This window comes from Microbacterium enclense (genome assembly GCA_038182865.1).
In the GTDB taxonomy this organism is placed as follows: domain Bacteria; phylum Actinomycetota; class Actinomycetes; order Actinomycetales; family Microbacteriaceae; genus Microbacterium; species Microbacterium enclense_B.
Map to the genome: position 1 here is coordinate 510,365 of CP116226.1, position 16,731 is coordinate 527,095.

A 16,731-nucleotide genomic window follows, 5' to 3' on the forward strand; every position below is an offset into this window, starting at 1 on the left:
GATCAGGCACCCTTCACTGCGTTGCGGACGTAGACGATGCGGCCACGAGCACCGGGGACGGCGCCCTTGACGAGCAGCAGACCCTTCTCGGCGTCGACGGCGTGCACCGTGAGGTTGAGGACGGTCACGCGCTCGCCACCCATACGGCCGGCCATGCGCATGCCCTTGAACACGCGGCTCGGGGTCGACGAGGCGCCGATCGAGCCGGGCTTGCGGTGGTTGCGGTGCGCACCGTGCGAGGCGGAGACGCCCTTGAAGTTGTGGCGCTTCATGACACCCGCGGTGCCCTTGCCCTTGCTGGTGCCGACGACGTCGACCAGCTGGCCGGCCTCGAAGAGGCCGTCGACGGTGAGCTCCTGACCGAGCGCGTAGTCCGCGGCATCCGCGGTACGAACCTCGGTGAGGTGACGGCGAGGAGTGACACCCGCGGCGTCGAAGTGAGCCGTGAGGGGCTTGTTCACCTTGCGGGGGTCGATCTGGCCGTAGCCGATCTGAACGGCGTTGTAACCGTCCTTCTCGATCGAACGGAGCTGGGTCACGACGTTCGGAGCGACCTCGATGACGGTGACGGGAACGAGCTTGCCGTTCTCGTCCCACACCTGGGTCATGCCGAGCTTGGTGCCGAGGAGGCCCTTGGAGATCTTGGAGTTGATGTCAGCCATGTCGAGCCTCAGAGCTTGATCTCGATGTTGACATCGGCAGGAAGGTCGAGGCGCATCAGCGAGTCGACGGCCTTGGGCGTCGGGTCGATGATGTCGATGAGGCGCTTGTGGGTGCGCATCTCGAAGTGCTCGCGGCTGTCCTTGTACTTGTGGGGCGACCGGATGACGCACACGACGTTCTTCTCGGTCGGCAGGGGAACCGGGCCCACCACGGTGGCGCCGGCACGGGTCACGGTGTCGACGATCTTGCGCGCCGACGAGTCGAGCCCGGCGTGGTCGTACGACTTCAGGCGAATGCGGATCTTCTGTCCCGCCATTGTCTGCTCTCTCTCTTTCTCGCGTCTTACCCGACCTGGGGCATTGGACGCACGGTGGTGCTGACGCACCCTGGCACTTCCCCTCGCTCACGCGAGAGATGCTGCACCGCTGTTCAGCTGTCAAACCGGAAGCTTCCGCATCCGGCCCGCCCCACGCACGCGTGCGAATCCTGCGAAGGATGAGGGGTTCGGTGTGGTGTTCTGCTGCCCGCGGCCCAGGACCCTGCGCTTCCGCGCCGCCTGTGCACTGCCCTGACAGTGATCCTGGCGCGCGCCGAGCGCACGCCGGAATGTGGAACTGGGCTAGTCTACGGACCTCTCGGGCGTGTCGCAAACCCGGGCGTGTCGCGCGCAGGGGGATGCTCAGAAAAGGCGCCGCTCATGCGGCGGCGCCGCCCCCGGATCTCCGGGGGCGGCGCCGTGAATCCGCTTCGCTCAGGCGTTGCCGATGTTCTTGTCGATCTTGTCGCGCACCTCATCGACCTTTGCGTGCTGTTCGGTCGGAACGACCTTCTTGATCGCGTCGGCCGCGCCCCCGAGGATCTTGTCGCTGACTTCCTCGGCCTTTTCGCTCTTCAGGGCCTCTTCGATCTTGTCCCGGTTCTCGTCCAGGAGCTTCTTGCCCTTGTTGATGATGTCGTCCACGCCCATGCGCATCTCCCTCGCTGTGTTCGGGTCGGCACCGATGCCGTCCATTCGATCATTCTCATGACGGTCGCACGCTCAGGGAAGAGGCTGGACGAACTGACTGCGCCCCTTCTCGAGAAGAAGGGGCGCAGTCGTACCGCGGCGAAACGACTCAGCCGGCGGGGAAGTTCGAGGACGAACCGACGAGGGCGCCGCCGTTGACGTTCTCGGCGCCGAAGGCGACCGAGGCAGAGATCGGGTTCGACCGCGTCGGGCGGCCGGGGCCCGTGGCACCCGGCACGAAGGTGCCGGAGTAGATCGCCTCGGGCAGAAGCACGGAAGTGTCCTGGGTCACCGTGCGCGACGGCGACTCGAACTGGACGAACCACTCCTCGTCGTCGTTGGAGATGTTGAGGTCGGTGACGGTCCAGACCGTGCCCTGGTAGGTGATGATCTCGCCGAGGGTGAAGGCGGAGCCGTCGGCCTTCGTCAGCGTGGCGGAGGTCCACGGTCCGCGGAGGCGGAGCACACCGGTGAACTTGCCGGTGTCCCACGAGCCGACGACGTTGGTGATGGTTCCACCGGAGCCCGCGAAGGTTCCGCTCGCGGTTCCCGCGTCGCGGTTCGCGGAGATGTTGCTGCCGACGAACGCGTTCGTCCGCGCCTGGCCCGCGCTCGCGGACGCCAGCGGCGCGGCGACGGCCACGGCGACGACCGGCGCCGCCCAGGCCGCCGACTTGATCACCGCTCGGCGGCTGACCGCCCCGCTCTTCGTGGGTTCGACAAATTCCGTGCTCATTACGCCCCCCAGGGGTTGGTTGTTGTGGTTCGACGTTTCGCGACATTCGGGTGAAGCGTCGGGACGTCTCGTCCTGGAGGTGATATTTGCGATCCGCACGGGTGAATCCGAGAGAAGGGAAGCAATCTGACGCGTCGCGTATGCAATGTGGCGCGCCCGGTGTTCGATTCAGCCTCGATCGGCGGTGCGCACCGCAGACGGCGACGGTTGCCCTTCCGCGGCGAACGCGCGCGCGAGGCTGGACCCGTTGGAGAGTCCGCACGCCTGAGCGACACGGTCGATCGTGAGGCTGTCGTAGACGGGGTCCTGAAGGAGGCCGATCGCGTGGTCCACGCGCGCGCGACGGATGCTGCGGTCGACGGTGGTGCCCTTCGCGGAGAATTGGCGTTGCAGCGTCCGAAGCGATGTGTTCAGTTCCTGCGCGATCGATCGCGGAGTGAGCGACGGATCCCCCACGCGCGCCGAGATGACCGCCAACGCCGCGGCGTACGACTGCGACGGCGCATGGATCGACGTCGACTGCAGGGATGCCACCACGATGCCCGTCACCATCTCCTGGAGAAGACGCTCCACGTAGTAGAGGGTGAGTCCGCTCTGTCGATCGCCCGCCGTGGCACAGACCCACGCGAACGTGAGGAAGGGCCAGAACAGCGCCGACCGCGTGTTCAGGGAGAAGACGTCGGCCCCATCGAGTCCGATTCCGTGGAGGACCTGTTCGGGGAGGACGACGAAGAGATGGCTGCGCGTGGGTGGGACGGGTACCGGGTCGGCGGCATCCATGACCAGGATCGCGGAGCACCCGCGTCGCTCATGCACCCCTCCATGCGCGGTGGGGGGCCGATCCAGAGACACCGATATCCACGCCTCTCCCGGGCGTGCGTCGGGGTGCGGCACGACGGGGTGCGCGTCGGATCGCGCAGACACGCGGACGCTGCCGAACACGACCGCCGTATCGACGGAGTCGTGCCAGGCAATCGTCAACGCAGGGCTCCTACAGCCGCCGAGGGACGCAGCGAGGGGTCGGGTCCCCGCGCTACGCAGCCGACGTCGGGTCGCCGGCAATGCTCATCGAAGCCGATCCGCGGCGCGTCGACCTCAACTTCACCCCCCGGATCACCCGCACGCTCGCGACAGAAAACGCCCCCGCCCCGGACCCTCTTCGGGCCGGGGCGGGGGCGTGACGTGCGGGCTCAGCCGGGCAGGCCGGCCATCAGCGGAGCACACGAAGCGTCGATGTTCACCGGAGTGGCGGATGCCGTCGGGGTGTGGCGCAGGTCGAGCGGCCCCAGCGCGCCGCCCGGAAGCTGGACCGTGTACGAGACCGTGCGCGACTCGTTCTGCCCCACGGTGATCATGCGGCTCTCCCCGGTGTTGCCGTTCTCATTGCCGCTGCGCGAGAGCGAGGGGATGTCACCGTCCGAGGGATCGAGCGCGGTGATCGTCGCTCCCGGAGGCGCGAAGAACAGGGTGTCGAGCATCATCGTGGTTCTCGGCAGACCCCATGTCGGGTTGCGCGCACCGAGCGTGTACGCGTTGGTGATGTCGTCGGTGATGCCGTTGTGCATGTTCATCGTGACCGAGACCGTCCGCGCCTCGACGTTGCACGTCGCGGCCACGTCGGTCGTCAGGTGGTACTCGAGCTTGCTGACGCTGAAGTCGTTCAGGTAGATCCCGAGCTGCGTCGACGTGGTGTTGTCGGCGCGGAGTCCACCGTCCAGCCCGGTCTCCGTCACGAGAGCCTGCGCCTGGTCGTCGGCGAACCACATGTTGATCCGCTGTTCCTGCGCGCTGCGCGTCAACTGGTCGAACATCGCGATCGGGTTCCACTGACCGCTGGTGAGGCGCGAGAACACCGACGACGACACCATGGCGAAGAACTCGTCGGACGAGCGCCCGTTGTCGCCCAGGTCGCCGAAGCGCTGGTACGCGTCGCTCAGCACGAGCTTCACCGCGTTCTCCGCCGTGATCTGCTCCCCGTCGGGCAGATCGACCGGGCCGGTCACCTCGAGCATGTGCGAGAGCACGACCGGGTCGATGGAGATCACTCCGTCGAAGCGGGAACCGTCCGTGCGGTCCCACAGGGCCTCGAACAGCCCCGCGGTCGTGGGGAAGTCGGGCGTGAACGTGTAGTCCTGCGAGTAACGCGTGAAGGTGTCGGGGTACAACGAGAGCGTGCTTTCGGGCAGGTCGACGAACGAGTCCCCCGCGAGGCCGGCGGCGTAGAACGCCATCGAGTCGGCCTGCTCCTTCAGCTCCATCCTGCCGTTGTCGACGACGAGGACACTGGATGCCGCGGGATTGCCACCCGTCGCGCGGATCTCGGCGTTGTTCTGGAACAACACGAGGTACGTGCGCGGACCATCCGCACCGGCTGCACCGAGCAGCGAGGGCAGATACTTCTGCACGATCGCCAACGAGGGCGCCGCCTGGTCGACGATCTGTGCGACCTGATCGAGCGGCTCGGTGATGATCGGCAGCAGACCGTCGCGGTTGATGCCGTCCGTCACGACCTTCGCGTCGGCGAACGCCGAAGTGATCTCGGGCAGCGCTCCCTGCGCCTGTCGGAACGGCTCGAGGTTGATTCCCCCGCCTTCGACCGCGAGCGAGGAGAAGTCGGATGCCGTGAGCAGGGCGACCGTGGGTGGCAGCGCGCGCTGCGTCAGTTCGCGCGTCATGGCGGTGAGCTCCTGCACCGCCTGGGTGTTCTCCTTCACCAGGGGGATCGAGGAGGCCAGGTCCCAGAGGGGCCCGGAGGATCCGGCATCCGCTCTCTCGGTGAGCTCGAGGACTTCACCGGAGACCTGGTTGAGACCGTTGACGTCTCCTCCCGCCACGATCTCGGGCACGAACGTCAGCTTCGTCTGGGCTCCGAGCAGGTCCGTTCGCACGACGCCCGCCTGCTGGAGGAAAGCCAGCCCGACGGCGGCGATGACGCAGGCCGCGAAGCCGATCACACCCACCGTCCAGCCGATGACGGCGCCCACTCGTCGGCCTCGCGCGGGCCGCGCGGGCGCCTCCGCCACCGGCTGGCGCCGTCGACGCACGTGCTCCGTCGGCTGGACGTCGTCGCGGTGGTCGCTCATGCGGTCTGGCCGCCTCCCTCGATAGGCAACTCGGGCTGCTGCGGCTCGGTCGGCTCCGGCTGCGGCTCGGTCGGCTCCGGCTGCGGCTCCGTCGGCTCCGGCGTCGGCTCGGGCTGCGGCTGCGTGGGTTCCGGCTGCGGCTGCGTGGGCTCCGGCTGCGGCTCGGTCGGCTGCGGCTGCGGGTTGTTGCCGCCGCGGTCGGGGGTGCGCACGGGCACGTCTTCCTCGATGGATGCCTCGAGGTCGAGCACCCGCTGGTTCTCCGTGCGCAGCGCGTCGAGGGCGGCGGCGTAGCCGACCATGTCGGAGAGGCCGTCACCACCGGCCAGCTGCGAGGTGCGGACACGAGCTGCCGCATCCGTCACCGCGGTGCGGAAGCTCTCGGCTGCGGAGTCGTTCTTCGCGACCTCGGCGGCTGCGCCCGCCTCGATCGCCGAACCGACGGAGCGCAGCTCATTGCGGAACCCGTCCAGGGCCGCCACGACGGTGGCGCGCGCCTCGCGCACCTGCGACACCATGGGCGGCAGGGCCTCGCGGGCCACGCGCACGTCGTCGATCGCCTCGGCGACCTGCGCCACCGACTGCTCGTCCACCGACGCCCTCGCATATTCCGGGATGCGGAAGGTCTGCGCCGCACCCGCGGCACTGACCAGGGAGGTGCGCGCACGGTCGGCGGCGTCGAGGACCGCCTGATCCACACGCCCGCGGAGACCGGCCAGCACACCCTCGCTCGACGCGGCGATCGCGGTGGACTCCGTGATCGTGGCCGCGTAGAGGTCAGCGGCGGTCTGGAGGACCTGCGTCTCGTTACGCAGTTCCGCCTCGCGCTCGCGAAGGCTGATCATCGCGTCGTCGGCGGGGTTGGTCGTCGCGCGTTGGATGACCGCGAACGTCGCCGTCCCCGACAGGAGGACCACTGCGAGGACCGCGATGGCGACGCTGACGAGGTTGACGGCGCCCGCGCGACGACGCCCGTTGAAGATCGGGCGGCGGCCCGGCTGGGAGAGCTCGGGCGCCTGCCAGCCGGCATCCGTGCCTCCGCTGGCGACGAGAGCATTCAGGGATTGCGAGCTCGACCCGCGGCGCGTGCGCCGGCCCGGCTCGTCGCCGCCGACGAGGGCGCGGAGGTCTGCCGGCTGCTCCGCCTCGGTCTCGGAAGAAGCGCCCACGAGGCCCGTGAGCGCGTCCAATGACGGTGCCGCATTCTTCTGTTGCGTTTCGGGCTCACCGACGAGCTGACGCAGATCGCGACCGGGGTCTCCGGACGGCACGGGCGCATCGGATTGCGCGTTCGGCGCAAACAACGTGCTGAGGTCGTTCATGAGGTCTCCGGCGCATTAAAGCGCATATCAACTGATGTCGTAGGGTGGTTCATGGGGCGCCTGCGCGACACGACCACCCAGGGAAGACTACCCCGGGTATCGAATTGCGTATTCTTGCGGCTTCCTGTGCTTTTTGATCAGCGAATGGACAGAGCTTGGAACTGCGCGACTATCTTCGGATTCTGCACCGCAACTGGATACTCATCCTCGCGTTGACGGTCCTGGGCGGAGCCGGCGCCTACGGGTGGTCCCTTCTCCAGGCACCGAGTTATGAAGCGAGCACGCAGCTCTACGTCTCGGTGCGGTCCGACAGCTCCGGTGTGAGCGAACTGGCCCAGGGCACGAGCTTCGCTCGTCAGGCCGTCGTCAGCTTCGTCGACGTCGTCGACAGCGCGATCGTCCTCGACCGCGTGATCGACGATCTCAACCTCAACACCACCGCGCAGCAGCTCGCCTCCTCCATCGATGCATCGTCGCCGCAGAACTCGGTGATCATCACCGTGAAGGTGTCGAATCCCGACGCCGAGCTCGCGGCATCCATCGCCAACTCCGTCGGAAGCAACTTCGCCGACGTCGTGGTGAACCAGCTCGAGAAGCCCGAGGGCGAGACGGCGAGCCTCGTGCGCGTCGAGACCATCGAGCCCGCTCTCGTCCCCGTCACCCCCGCGTCGCCGCGCACGCCCCTCAACGTCGCCCTCGGCATCGCGCTCGGCCTGGCCATCGGTCTGGCGGTATCGGTCCTGCGCTCGATCCTCGACACGCGAATCCACTCGCTGCACGACATCGAGATGGCCACCGACGCGCCCGTCCTCGGTGGGATCGCCCTGGACCCGGATGCCAAGAAGCGCCCGCTCATCGTGCACGCCGACCCCAAGAACCCGCGTGCGGAGTCGTTCCGCAGCCTCCGCACGAACCTGCAGTTCGTCGACGTCGACGGATCGTCGCGGTCGTTCGTGGTGTCCAGCTCGGGACCCGGCGAAGGAAAGTCGACGACGACCGCGAACCTCGCCATCGCCCTGGCCGAGACGGGCGCACGCGTCGCGCTCGTCGACGGCGACCTGCGCCTGCCGCGCGTGGCGGACTACATGGGCATCGAGGGCGGCGTCGGCCTCACGGACGTGCTGATCGGTCGCGCGGAGCTGGTGGACGTCCTCCAGCAGTGGGGAACGGGCAAGTTGTTCGTCCTCCCCTCCGGCCGGACGCCCCCCAACCCCTCCGAGCTGCTGGGCAGCCAGGCGATGCAGCGGACGCTGCAGGCGCTCGAGGGTGCGTTCGACTACGTCCTCATCGATGCGCCGCCGATCCTCGTCGTCACCGACGCCGCCGTCGTCTCGCGCTTCACCAGCGGCGTGCTCATGATCGCCGCCTCCGGCACCACCAAGAAGCCGCAGCTCACGGCCGCGGTCGACAAGCTGGGGGCCATCGGCAGCCGTTTGTTCGGCGTGATCGTGACGATGCTGCCGACCAAGGGCCCCGACAGCTACTCCTACGGTTCCTACGCGTACGCCGAGGCGGCGAGTGCAGACGCCTCCGCCCAGACCCGCTCGCGCCGCAAGGACAAGAAGGAGAAGAAGGCGTGACCTTCCGGGTCCTCACGGTGTGCACCGGCAATGTCTGCCGCTCCCCCTCGGCGGAGCTTCTGCTCGCGCACGAGCTCTCCGCGTTGGAGGGTGTCGAGGTGTCGAGCGCGGGTACCGGTGCCCTCGTGGGCGACGGCATCCCCGAACCCGGTCTGCGTCTGCTCACCGCCGCGGGGATCGACGGCACCACGCACCACGCGCGTCAGCTCACGCCCGCGCTCATCCGTGAGTCCGACCTCATTCTCGCGATGGCCCGTGAGCATCGGCGCACGATCGTCGAGACCGTCCCCGCGGCCACGCGGCGCACGTTCACGGTGCGCGAGCTCGCCCGTGTGGTCGAGCACGTCGGTGACTTCGTCCCCGAGGGCGAGTACGCCGACGCGAGCGAGCGCATGCGCGCCGCGGTCCTGTATGCCGCGGGTCGCCGTGGCCTCGTGCCCCAGCCCGCCGATGCGATCGACCTCGACGTCATCGACCCGTACCGGCGCTCCGACGACACGTATCAGCTGTCCTATTCCCAACTCGAGCCGGCCGTGCGGACCGTCAGCGGATACCTCGCCCGCGCAGCCCGGGTCTGACGAAACACGTTGCACACCTGCCGGTGATCCTGCGAATGAGCGAGGCTGTTATCGTTCGAGCGGGATGGGCTCGAAACAGGAGGACGCGACCGACGAGCGTGGCGTTTTCTTCTCGACAATGCCCGCCGATGCCCCCGCATCATCCCTCTGACTTCGCCCGGTTCCACAATTCTGGAGAATCCTCATGACTACCCCTCGTCGCGCGTTGGTCACCGGTATCACCGGCCAAGATGGCGGCCACATCGCGAGCCTTCTTCATTCCAAGGGATATGAGGTCTTCGGCCTCATCCGCGGGCAGAACAACCCGCGTCGAGAGGCCACGCAGGCCGAGTTCCCGTACGTCACCCTGATCGAGGGTGACCTCACCGACCCGACGTCGCTCGTACGTGCCGTCGAGACCAGCGATCCCGACGAGTTCTACAACCTGGCCGCGATCAGCCACGTCGGCTACTCCTTCAAGAACCCCACGCTCACGGCCGACGTCACCGCCAAGGGTGTCCTGAACGCTCTCGAGGCCGTCCGCATCACCGGGCGCGCACAGAAGACGCGCTTCTACCAGGCGTCGACGTCGGAGATGTTCGGCGGACTCGACTACAACCGCCCCGGGGCCGGCTACAACGAGAACTCGCTCTTCCACCCCCGCAGCCCCTACGGCGTGGCGAAGCTCTACGGTCACTGGATCGCGAAGAACTACCGCGAGAGCTACGACATGTACGTCGCGTGCGGCATCCTCTTCAACCACGAGGGCGAGCGTCGAGGCGTCGAATTCGTCACCCGTAAGATCACGCACGCCGTCGCCCGCATCAAGCTCGGGCTGCAGACCCACATCGAGCTCGGCGACCTGTGGCCCAAGCGCGACTGGGGCTACGCCGGCGACTACGTCGAGGGCATGTGGCGCATGCTGCAGCACGAGACCCCCGACGACTTCGTCCTCGCCACCGGTGAGACCCACTCCATCGAAGAGTTCCTCACGCTGGCGTTCGCCGAGATCGGCATCGACGACTGGAAGCCCTACGTCGTGCAGAACCCCGCCTTCATGCGGCCCGCCGAGGTCGACATCCTCCTCGGGGACCCGGCCAAGGCCGAGTCCGAGCTGGGCTGGCGCCGTCAGGTCGACTTCCCGGGGCTGGTGGCGCGCATGGTTGCGCATGACCTCGAGGAGCAGGCCCGGGCAGCACGATGAGCCGGGTGCTCGCCGTCGCCGGCGCGAACGGGTTCGTCGGCTCGCATGTGGTCGCCCTCGCGGCCCAGGCGGGCCACACCGTGTGGGCCATCGGTCGGGAGCCCGCAGCGTCGGCGGCTGTCGCGCCGCACATCGAGCGCTACTTCTCCGCGGATCTCGCCGAGGAATGGCCCGTCCATGACGAGGTGGATGCCATCGTGCATCTCGCCGGCCTGGCCGCCGTGGGCCCGTCGTTCACACAGCCTCAGCGCTACCTCGAGGTCAACAGCCGCATCATGACGAACCTCGGGGAGTACTACCTCGGCGCGGGAACCCACCCGCGGACGGTCGTGGTGAGTTCGGGGGCGGTCTACGCGCACTCGGCATCCGGGACCGTCGACGAGGACAGCGAGACCTCGCCGACCAGTCCGTACGTCGTCGCGAAGCTCCTCGTGGAGCAGCAGGCGCACTATTACGCCCAGCGAGGACTGGACACCGTGGTGGCTCGCCCGCTCAACCACATCGGCCCCGGGCAGGGCCGGGGCTTCATCGTCCCCGACTTGACCGCCGCCGTCCGCGCGGCCTCACCCGGATCCCCCATCCGGACGGGAAACCTCAAGGCCCAGCGCGATTACACCGACGTCCGCGACGTGGCCCGGGCCTACCTCACACTGGCGACGGCCCCCACGCATCAGCACGACACGTACAACATCTCCACCGGCGTCCCTCACAGCGGAGAAGAGATCCTCGCGGTCGTCTCCGACGCGCTGGGACGATCCGGAACGGCGACAGTCGTCGACCCCGCCCGCGTCCGTCCGAACGACCCCCCGAGGATCGCCGGCGACTCGTCGCGCCTGCAGGAGGAGTTCGGCTGGGCCCCCACGGTCGCGTGGGACCAGTCCATCCGGGACTACGTCTCCGCCGCCCCTTCGTCCGACGACCCCGGCACGTCCCCCGAGCAGGAAGGGCGCGACTATGACTGATTCCCCCGAGCGCACCGACCACGTCGCCATCGCCCACGACTACCTCACCCAGCGCGGTGGGGCTGAGAAGGTCGTGCTCGCCCTGCAGCGGGCGTTCCCGACGGCACCCATCTATACGACCCTGTACGAACAGGCGACCACGTACCCCGAGTTCTCGGCATCCGAGATCATCACGTCACCGCTGAACGCGGTGGGTTTCCTGCGCCGCTCGCACCGTCTCGCCCTTCCGTTCCTCGCGTGGGCGTCGGGACGGGTGAAGGTGGATGCCGACCACACGATCGTCAGTTCGAGCGGGTGGGCCCACGGGTTCCGCACGCGCGGCTCGAAGATCGTCTACTGCTACTCCCCCGCACGGTGGCTCTATCAACGCGATGCCTATCTCGGGTCGACGAAACTGACCCCCGCGGCGGTCGTCCTGCGGGCGCTGTCACCGTTCCTGAAGCGCTGGGATCGGCGTGCCGCTCACTCGGCGACGAAGTACTTCGCGATCTCGACGGTCGTTCAGCAGCGCATCAAGGACACCTACGGTCTGGATTCCGAGGTGCTCCCCGCTCCGCATACGGTCGACAAGAGCATCCCGCACGAGCCCGTCGACCTGGGCCGCCTCTCCGCGAGCGACGGGTTCTACCTCTGCATCTCGCGCCTCTTGCCGTACAAGAACGTCGATGTCGTGATCAACGCGTTCAACGAGCTGAAGCTCCCTCTCGTCGTCGTCGGCACCGGTCCCGAGGAGCGCCGACTCGCCGGTCTCGCCGGCGACTCGGTCGTGATGGTGAAGAACCTCACCGACGGCCAGATCCAGTGGCTCTACGCGCACTCCACGGCGGTCGTCTCGTCGAGCTACGAAGACTTCGGGCTCACCCCGATCGAGGGGGCCACACACGGTAAACCGTCGGTCGTGCTTCGCTGGGGCGGATTCCTCGACACCATCGCGGAGGGTCGCACGGGGGTCTACTTCGACGAACCGACGCCGTCCGCCGTCGCCGCGGCCGTACGGACTTCGCGCGAAACGGAATGGGACGAGGCCGCGATCCGCGCCCACGCCGACCTCTTCACCGAGGAGCACTTCGCGCGCCGCCTCCGCGAGGAGATCGCCCGACTGGATGCCCAGAACCCGTCGCCCCGCGAGCGTCACGCGTCATGACGTCCTCCCCGACAGCACCGTTGAAGGTCGTCTTCGCTGACCATTCCGATGAGCCGGGCGGGGCGGAGTTCGCTCTGCTGCGTCTGGTGAAGGCGCCGCGCGCGTGGGAGGTCACGGTCGCCCTGCCCCCGTCGTCGTCGGAGGGATCCGATGTGTTCACGACGGGTCTGCCGCCGGATGTACCGGTGATCCGCAGCGGCCCTCGACACGCGGCGCGCAAGGACAGCGGGACCGGCCTCGGTGCCAACATCCGCCTCGCCGCGCGCATCCTCCGCTCGGGCCTGGCTCTCGCCGCCCACCCCGAGGTGCGGCGCGCGGACGTCCTGGTCGCCAACACCACCCGCTCCAGTGTCTACGTGGCCGTCGCCGCAACGGCGCTACGCACGCCGTTCGTCGTGCACATCCGCGACCTCATCGACCGAGAGTCGATCGGCTCCGCGGCCACGATGCTCATGCGCAAGCTGGTCCTGCCCCGGGCCGCGGGGATCATCGCGAACTCGAAGGCGTCCTTGGACACCGTGAAGGCCTTCGTCCACACCGACAACACCCCCGTCATCCCCAGTCCCGCGGGCCTGCAGCCCGTGTCCGCCGAGGAGGTCGACGTCGCACCCGAGGTGCGGCGGATCGGCATGGTCGCCCGTATCGACCCGTGGAAGGGTCAGGAGCAACTCGTCCGGGCGTTCGCGCAGGCCTGCTCCGAGGGCGATCAGACACTCGTCCTGTACGGCGGACCGGCCTTCGGTCACGAGGAATTCGATCACGCCCTCCGGCGGCTCGCTCGCGAGCTGGGCATCGCCGACCGTGTCAAGTTCGCCGGTCACGTCACCGACGTCGCCGCGGCCATCGGGACCCTCGACATCTGTGTGCAGGCCTCGACGCGCCCGGAGCCTCTCGGACAGAACGTGCTGCAGTACCTCAGCGCCGGCAAGCCGACCGTCGTGTCGGGCGAGGGCGGGCCCGTCGAGTGGGTGTCGGACGGTGAGAACGGACTCGTCTTCGCTCCCCGCGACCAGGCGTCGTTGGCCGCGGCGCTGACCACCCTGATCACCGACGACGAGCTGCGCCGGAAGCTGGCGACGAATGCCGTCCGCACGCCCGGACTCCGCACCGACGAGCAGGTCGGCGACGAGGTCATCGAGGTGCTTCGAAAGGTCGTCGCCCGATGACCGCACGACTGTGTTTCGTCGCCGCTCCCCTCATCGCCCGGAGCGGCGTCTACAACTCGACGATCGAACTCGTCACGGCGGCGCGCGCCGCGGGGCTCGACTGGAGCGCTGTGATCGGTGTCTCCCGAAACGCCGGCGGCTCGGCCACGGTGAGGGACGGCATCCGCGAAGTCGAGATGGAGCCGTCGGGCCTGGCCGGTGTGGTGGGGCTGGGGAGGCATCTCCGTGGACTCCCGGAGTTCGCCGACGCCGATCTCGTGGTGAGCATGGTTCCGCAGAGCGACATGGCGATGGCCCTTTCCGCGCGCCCGTGGGTCGCCTATCTCCGCGGTCTGCCGTGGCCCGCGCCCGGCGAGAGCTCGAGGGCGAAAACTCTCCTCTGGCGGTCCCTGGAGAAGCTGGCTCTCTCGCGGGCGAAGGAAGTCTGGTCGACGACGCGCGTGCTCGCGGCTGACGTCGGAGGGGATGTCGACCGGCTCGTCCCGCCAGGACTCGTCCCGCCCACCGTGCCGTCCGAGCGGGCAGCCCTGCGGAACGAGTTCGTCTGGGCCGCGCGGTTCTCCGCCGACAAGGACCCCGACCTCTTCCTCGACGCGCTCACGGGCACCCCGGCGGAGGGCGTCATGTACGGCACCGGCCCCCTCGAAGAGCGGACGCGCGAGAAGGCCCCGCACAACGTCGACGTGCGGGGATGGCGCGCGCGAGACGAGATCTGGGGCGCGGCTCGCGCGTACGTCGGCACATCCACGCGGGAAGCCTTCGGCCGCAGTGCGGTGGAGGCGGCGATGCTCGGCATCCCCGTCGTCCTGTCCGAAGCGTTCGGGTGCGCGGACATGCTGTACACCGACGATGCGTTGCGCCGTCAGCTGGTTCTCGACCCCGCGGACGTCGAGAGCTGGAAGGCGGCGATCTCGCGGCTCGCCGCCGACGACGGCTTCCACGCGACGGCCTCCGCCCACGTGCAGGAGAACGCCGAGTCGCTCACCATCGCTTCGGCGGTCGACGCGGTGAGCGCCGCGAGCATGGCCGTGCTGGAGCGGATCGGATCTCGACGGGCACGCTGACGCCGGCTCGGGGCCGCCGCCACACCGCACCACGCTGTTTCACTGAGGATGTCGATCGATGGAAATCACGCCGCAACGAGGCACACCTAGACTCGGTGCAATGCCGGGAGACAAGGCGAGCGCCGAGGGCGCGAAGACGTTCCGAGGCGACATCCAGGGCCTGCGTGCGATCGCCGTCGGCGCCGTGGTCCTCTACCACGCCGGGGTTCCTTTCCTGCCCGGAGGCTATGTCGGCGTCGACATCTTCTTCGTCATCAGCGGTTTCCTCATCACGTCGCACCTGCTGACGAGTCTCGAACGCCACGGACGGGTGCCCTTCGCCAGCTTCTACGCGAAGAGGGCGACGCATCCTTCCGGCCTCCTTCCTCGTGCTCCTCGCGTCCGTCGCCGCGGCGCTCATCTGGTTCCCCCCTCTGCTCATGGAGGAAGTGTGGCGGGGCGCCGTGGCGACCGCGCTGTACGTCCCGAACCTGCTGTTCGCCCTCGACGGCACCAACTATCTGGCGGAGAGTACGCCATCGCTGTTCCAGCACTACTGGTCGCTGGGCATCGAAGAGCAGTTCTACCTGGTCTGGCCCCTTCTGCTGACGTGGGGATGGACCCTCGTGCGCTCGCGACGTGCACTGGGGTGGATCCTCGCGGCCCTCGTCGTCCTCTCATTCGCCGCCTGCGTCGTCGTCACGTTCCAGCTGCAGCCGTGGGCGTTCTTCTCCCTCCCGACCCGCGCCTGGGAACTCGGAGTGGGCGGCGTGGTGGCATTCGCCCTCCACCACCGCGGCCGCGTGCTCGGCTCGCGGACCGCGGCCGTCGCCGGGTGGGTCGGGGTGCTGGGCCTGCTCGCGACGATCGTCCTGTTCACGTCGAAGACCCCCTTCCCGGGCTACTGGGCGGCACTGCCGGTCGCGGCGACCGCGCTCGTCATCCTGTCCGGGGCGACGCCGACACGATTCGGCCCGACGGCGCTGCTCTCCCTGCGCGGGATGATGTTCGTGGGCGCCATCTCTTACTCCCTGTACCTCGTTCATTGGCCCGCCCTGGTGATCCCGCAGGCAGCCGTGGGCTACGCGCACCCGCTCCCCGTATGGGTGACGCTCCTCATCGCGGCCGCATGCGTGCCGCTGGCCTGGCTGCTGTACCGGTTCGTCGAGGATCCGGCGCGCGGATGGGCGGTGCTGGTGAAGGCCCGCCCGCGGCGGACGCTCTGGGCGGCGCTCGCGAGCTCTGTCGCCGCCTCACTGGTCGCGACCGCCGCTTTCGCCGTGAGCGAGAACCGCGACCTCTTCATCCCCCAGCCGGCCGAGGCGGCTGTCGCGACCGCCCCTCCCGCATTCACGTCGTTCGTGCCCGAGAACCTTCGACCGACCCTGCGCGATGCGTCCTCCGACCAGCCTCGCATCTACGCGGACGGATGCCATCGGTCCTTCTCGCAGACCACTCCGGCCGATTGCGTCTACGGCGACTCAGCGGCACCGCGGATCGTGCTCTTCGGCGATTCGCACGCCGCGCAGTGGTTCCCCGCGGTGCAGGGGTGGGCCTCGCAGAACGGATACGCGGTCGAGGTCCACACCAAGAGCTCGTGCCCGTCCGTGGACACGACCGTCGTCCGCGACGGTGTTCCGTACCAGGAGTGCCGTCAGTGGCGCCAAGCAGTGCTCGATCGGATCGCGACGGAGGCGCCGGCACTCGTCCTGATCGCCAACTACGGGACGGCGACGATCGCCGTCGGATCGGACCAGACCTACGCGCAGGCCTGGGGTCTCGCCCTCGAGTCGACGCTCTCGAAGATCTCAGCGCCGGTCGCCGTGGTGGTCGACACACCCAACCTGCAGCAGACCCCCTCGGTCTGCCTGTCCGCGCACCTCGACGACACCGCGGCATGCGGCCTGCCCCGCGACGCCGCCCTTCGCGACGACGTCCGCACGGCGGAAGCGACGGCGGCATCCACGCGCGGCGTGCCGTTGATCGACCTCACCGACGATCTGTGCTCCGACGTGTGCGAGCCGATCATCGGCGACACCCTCGTCTATCGCGACGCGCACCACCTCACCGCCACGTTCAGCGCGGTCCTGGCAGCGCCCATGGGGGCCGCTCTCAGCGACATCTTGCGCTGACGGCGGTCTCGGCGGCGGTCGCCGAGTGCTCCGCCCGCACGCGTCCAACACTGGGGGCGCCCGTGCGTGTGTGGTCCTGCGCAGCGACCCGATGCTGGCGGCCGCCCTGCGCGCCCGCTAATCTCACAAGACG

At 68.6% G+C, this 16,731-nt stretch carries 15 protein-coding genes; 8 read left to right on the plus strand and 7 right to left on the minus strand.

Annotated elements, in window-relative coordinates; all coding sequences use genetic code 11:
* Positions 1–2: 2 nt before the first annotated feature.
* From rplC to PIR02_02500, 7 genes are all read right to left on the minus strand, one after another.
* On the minus strand, positions 3–662 hold the full coding sequence (gene rplC / locus PIR02_02470; protein WZH37537.1) for a 50S ribosomal protein L3: 660 nt from the start codon (positions 660–662) through the stop codon (positions 3–5).
* Positions 663–670: 8 nt separating this feature from the next.
* Entirely contained in the window at positions 671–979 is a 309-nt protein-coding gene (gene rpsJ, locus PIR02_02475) for a 30S ribosomal protein S10 (protein ID WZH37538.1), read from the minus strand.
* 435 nt (positions 980–1,414) lie between these two features.
* A complete protein-coding gene (locus PIR02_02480) occupies positions 1,415–1,630 on the minus strand; it encodes a hypothetical protein (protein WZH39069.1) in 216 nt (71 codons plus the stop codon).
* 148 nt (positions 1,631–1,778) lie between these two features.
* Positions 1,779–2,405, minus strand: coding sequence for a hypothetical protein (locus PIR02_02485; protein ID WZH37539.1), 627 nt, complete (start codon positions 2,403–2,405; stop codon positions 1,779–1,781).
* Positions 2,406–2,573: 168 nt separating this feature from the next.
* Positions 2,574–3,221, minus strand: coding sequence for a helix-turn-helix domain-containing protein (locus PIR02_02490; protein WZH37540.1), 648 nt, complete (start codon positions 3,219–3,221; stop codon positions 2,574–2,576).
* A gap of 374 nt (positions 3,222–3,595) precedes the next feature.
* Positions 3,596–5,488 (minus strand): DUF4012 domain-containing protein, encoded by a 1,893-nt coding sequence (locus PIR02_02495; protein WZH37541.1) that lies wholly within the window; start codon positions 5,486–5,488, stop codon positions 3,596–3,598.
* Positions 5,485–6,810 carry a hypothetical protein gene (locus PIR02_02500; protein WZH37542.1) on the minus strand — a complete coding sequence of 442 codons (1,326 nt, stop codon included), beginning with the start codon at positions 6,808–6,810 and terminating at the stop codon, positions 5,485–5,487. Before PIR02_02500 ends, PIR02_02495 begins: the two co-directional genes overlap by 4 nt.
* A 155-nt stretch (positions 6,811–6,965) precedes the next feature.
* On the opposite strand from PIR02_02500, the gene PIR02_02505 reads away from it, so the two are divergent.
* The 8 genes from PIR02_02505 to PIR02_02540 all read left to right on the plus strand — a co-directional run bounded on the left by PIR02_02505 (position 6,966) and on the right by PIR02_02540 (position 16,598).
* Entirely contained in the window at positions 6,966–8,390 is a 1,425-nt protein-coding gene (locus PIR02_02505) for a polysaccharide biosynthesis tyrosine autokinase (protein WZH37543.1), read from the plus strand.
* Entirely contained in the window at positions 8,387–8,968 is a 582-nt protein-coding gene (locus PIR02_02510; protein ID WZH37544.1) for a low molecular weight phosphatase family protein, read from the plus strand. Before PIR02_02505 ends, PIR02_02510 begins: the two co-directional genes overlap by 4 nt.
* A gap of 184 nt (positions 8,969–9,152) precedes the next feature.
* A complete protein-coding gene (locus PIR02_02515; GenBank protein WZH37545.1) occupies positions 9,153–10,151 on the plus strand; it encodes a GDP-mannose 4,6-dehydratase in 999 nt (332 codons plus the stop codon).
* The gene (locus PIR02_02520; GenBank protein ID WZH37546.1) at positions 10,148–11,113 is read left to right on the plus strand and encodes a GDP-mannose 4,6-dehydratase; all 966 of its coding nucleotides are present in this window, start codon (positions 10,148–10,150) and stop codon (positions 11,111–11,113) included. Before PIR02_02515 ends, PIR02_02520 begins: the two co-directional genes overlap by 4 nt.
* Positions 11,106–12,257: a glycosyltransferase gene (locus PIR02_02525; GenBank protein ID WZH37547.1), complete on the plus strand. Its 1,152-nt coding sequence runs from the start codon at positions 11,106–11,108 to the stop codon at positions 12,255–12,257. Before PIR02_02520 ends, PIR02_02525 begins: the two co-directional genes overlap by 8 nt.
* Positions 12,254–13,423, plus strand: coding sequence for a glycosyltransferase family 4 protein (locus tag PIR02_02530; protein WZH37548.1), 1,170 nt, complete (start codon positions 12,254–12,256; stop codon positions 13,421–13,423). The genes PIR02_02525 and PIR02_02530 overlap by 4 nt, the downstream gene beginning before the upstream one ends.
* A complete protein-coding gene (locus PIR02_02535; GenBank protein WZH37549.1) occupies positions 13,420–14,487 on the plus strand; it encodes a glycosyltransferase family 4 protein in 1,068 nt (355 codons plus the stop codon). Before PIR02_02530 ends, PIR02_02535 begins: the two co-directional genes overlap by 4 nt.
* Positions 14,488–14,855: 368 nt before the next feature.
* On the plus strand, positions 14,856–16,598 hold the full coding sequence (locus PIR02_02540; protein ID WZH37550.1) for an acyltransferase family protein: 1,743 nt from the start codon (positions 14,856–14,858) through the stop codon (positions 16,596–16,598).
* Positions 16,599–16,731: the final 133 nt, after the last annotated feature.

Bases quoted from the DNA above. Each gene is read 5' to 3' on its own strand.
- rplC (WZH37537.1), bottom strand. From the start codon at position 662: ATGGCTGACATCAACTCCAAGATCTCCAAGGGCCTCCTCGGCACCAAG.
- rpsJ (WZH37538.1), bottom strand. From the start codon at position 979: ATGGCGGGACAGAAGATCCGCATTCGCCTGAAGTCGTACGACCACGCC.
- PIR02_02480 (WZH39069.1), bottom strand. From the start codon at position 1,630: ATGGGCGTGGACGACATCATCAACAAGGGCAAGAAGCTCCTGGACGAG.
- PIR02_02485 (WZH37539.1), bottom strand. From the start codon at position 2,405: ATGAGCACGGAATTTGTCGAACCCACGAAGAGCGGGGCGGTCAGCCGC.
- PIR02_02495 (WZH37541.1), bottom strand. From the start codon at position 5,488: ATGAGCGACCACCGCGACGACGTCCAGCCGACGGAGCACGTGCGTCGA.
- PIR02_02500 (WZH37542.1), bottom strand. From the start codon at position 6,810: ATGAACGACCTCAGCACGTTGTTTGCGCCGAACGCGCAATCCGATGCG.
- PIR02_02515 (WZH37545.1), top strand. From the start codon at position 9,153: ATGACTACCCCTCGTCGCGCGTTGGTCACCGGTATCACCGGCCAAGAT.
- PIR02_02520 (WZH37546.1), top strand. From the start codon at position 10,148: ATGAGCCGGGTGCTCGCCGTCGCCGGCGCGAACGGGTTCGTCGGCTCG.
- PIR02_02525 (WZH37547.1), top strand. From the start codon at position 11,106: ATGACTGATTCCCCCGAGCGCACCGACCACGTCGCCATCGCCCACGAC.
- PIR02_02530 (WZH37548.1), top strand. From the start codon at position 12,254: ATGACGTCCTCCCCGACAGCACCGTTGAAGGTCGTCTTCGCTGACCAT.
- PIR02_02535 (WZH37549.1), top strand. From the start codon at position 13,420: ATGACCGCACGACTGTGTTTCGTCGCCGCTCCCCTCATCGCCCGGAGC.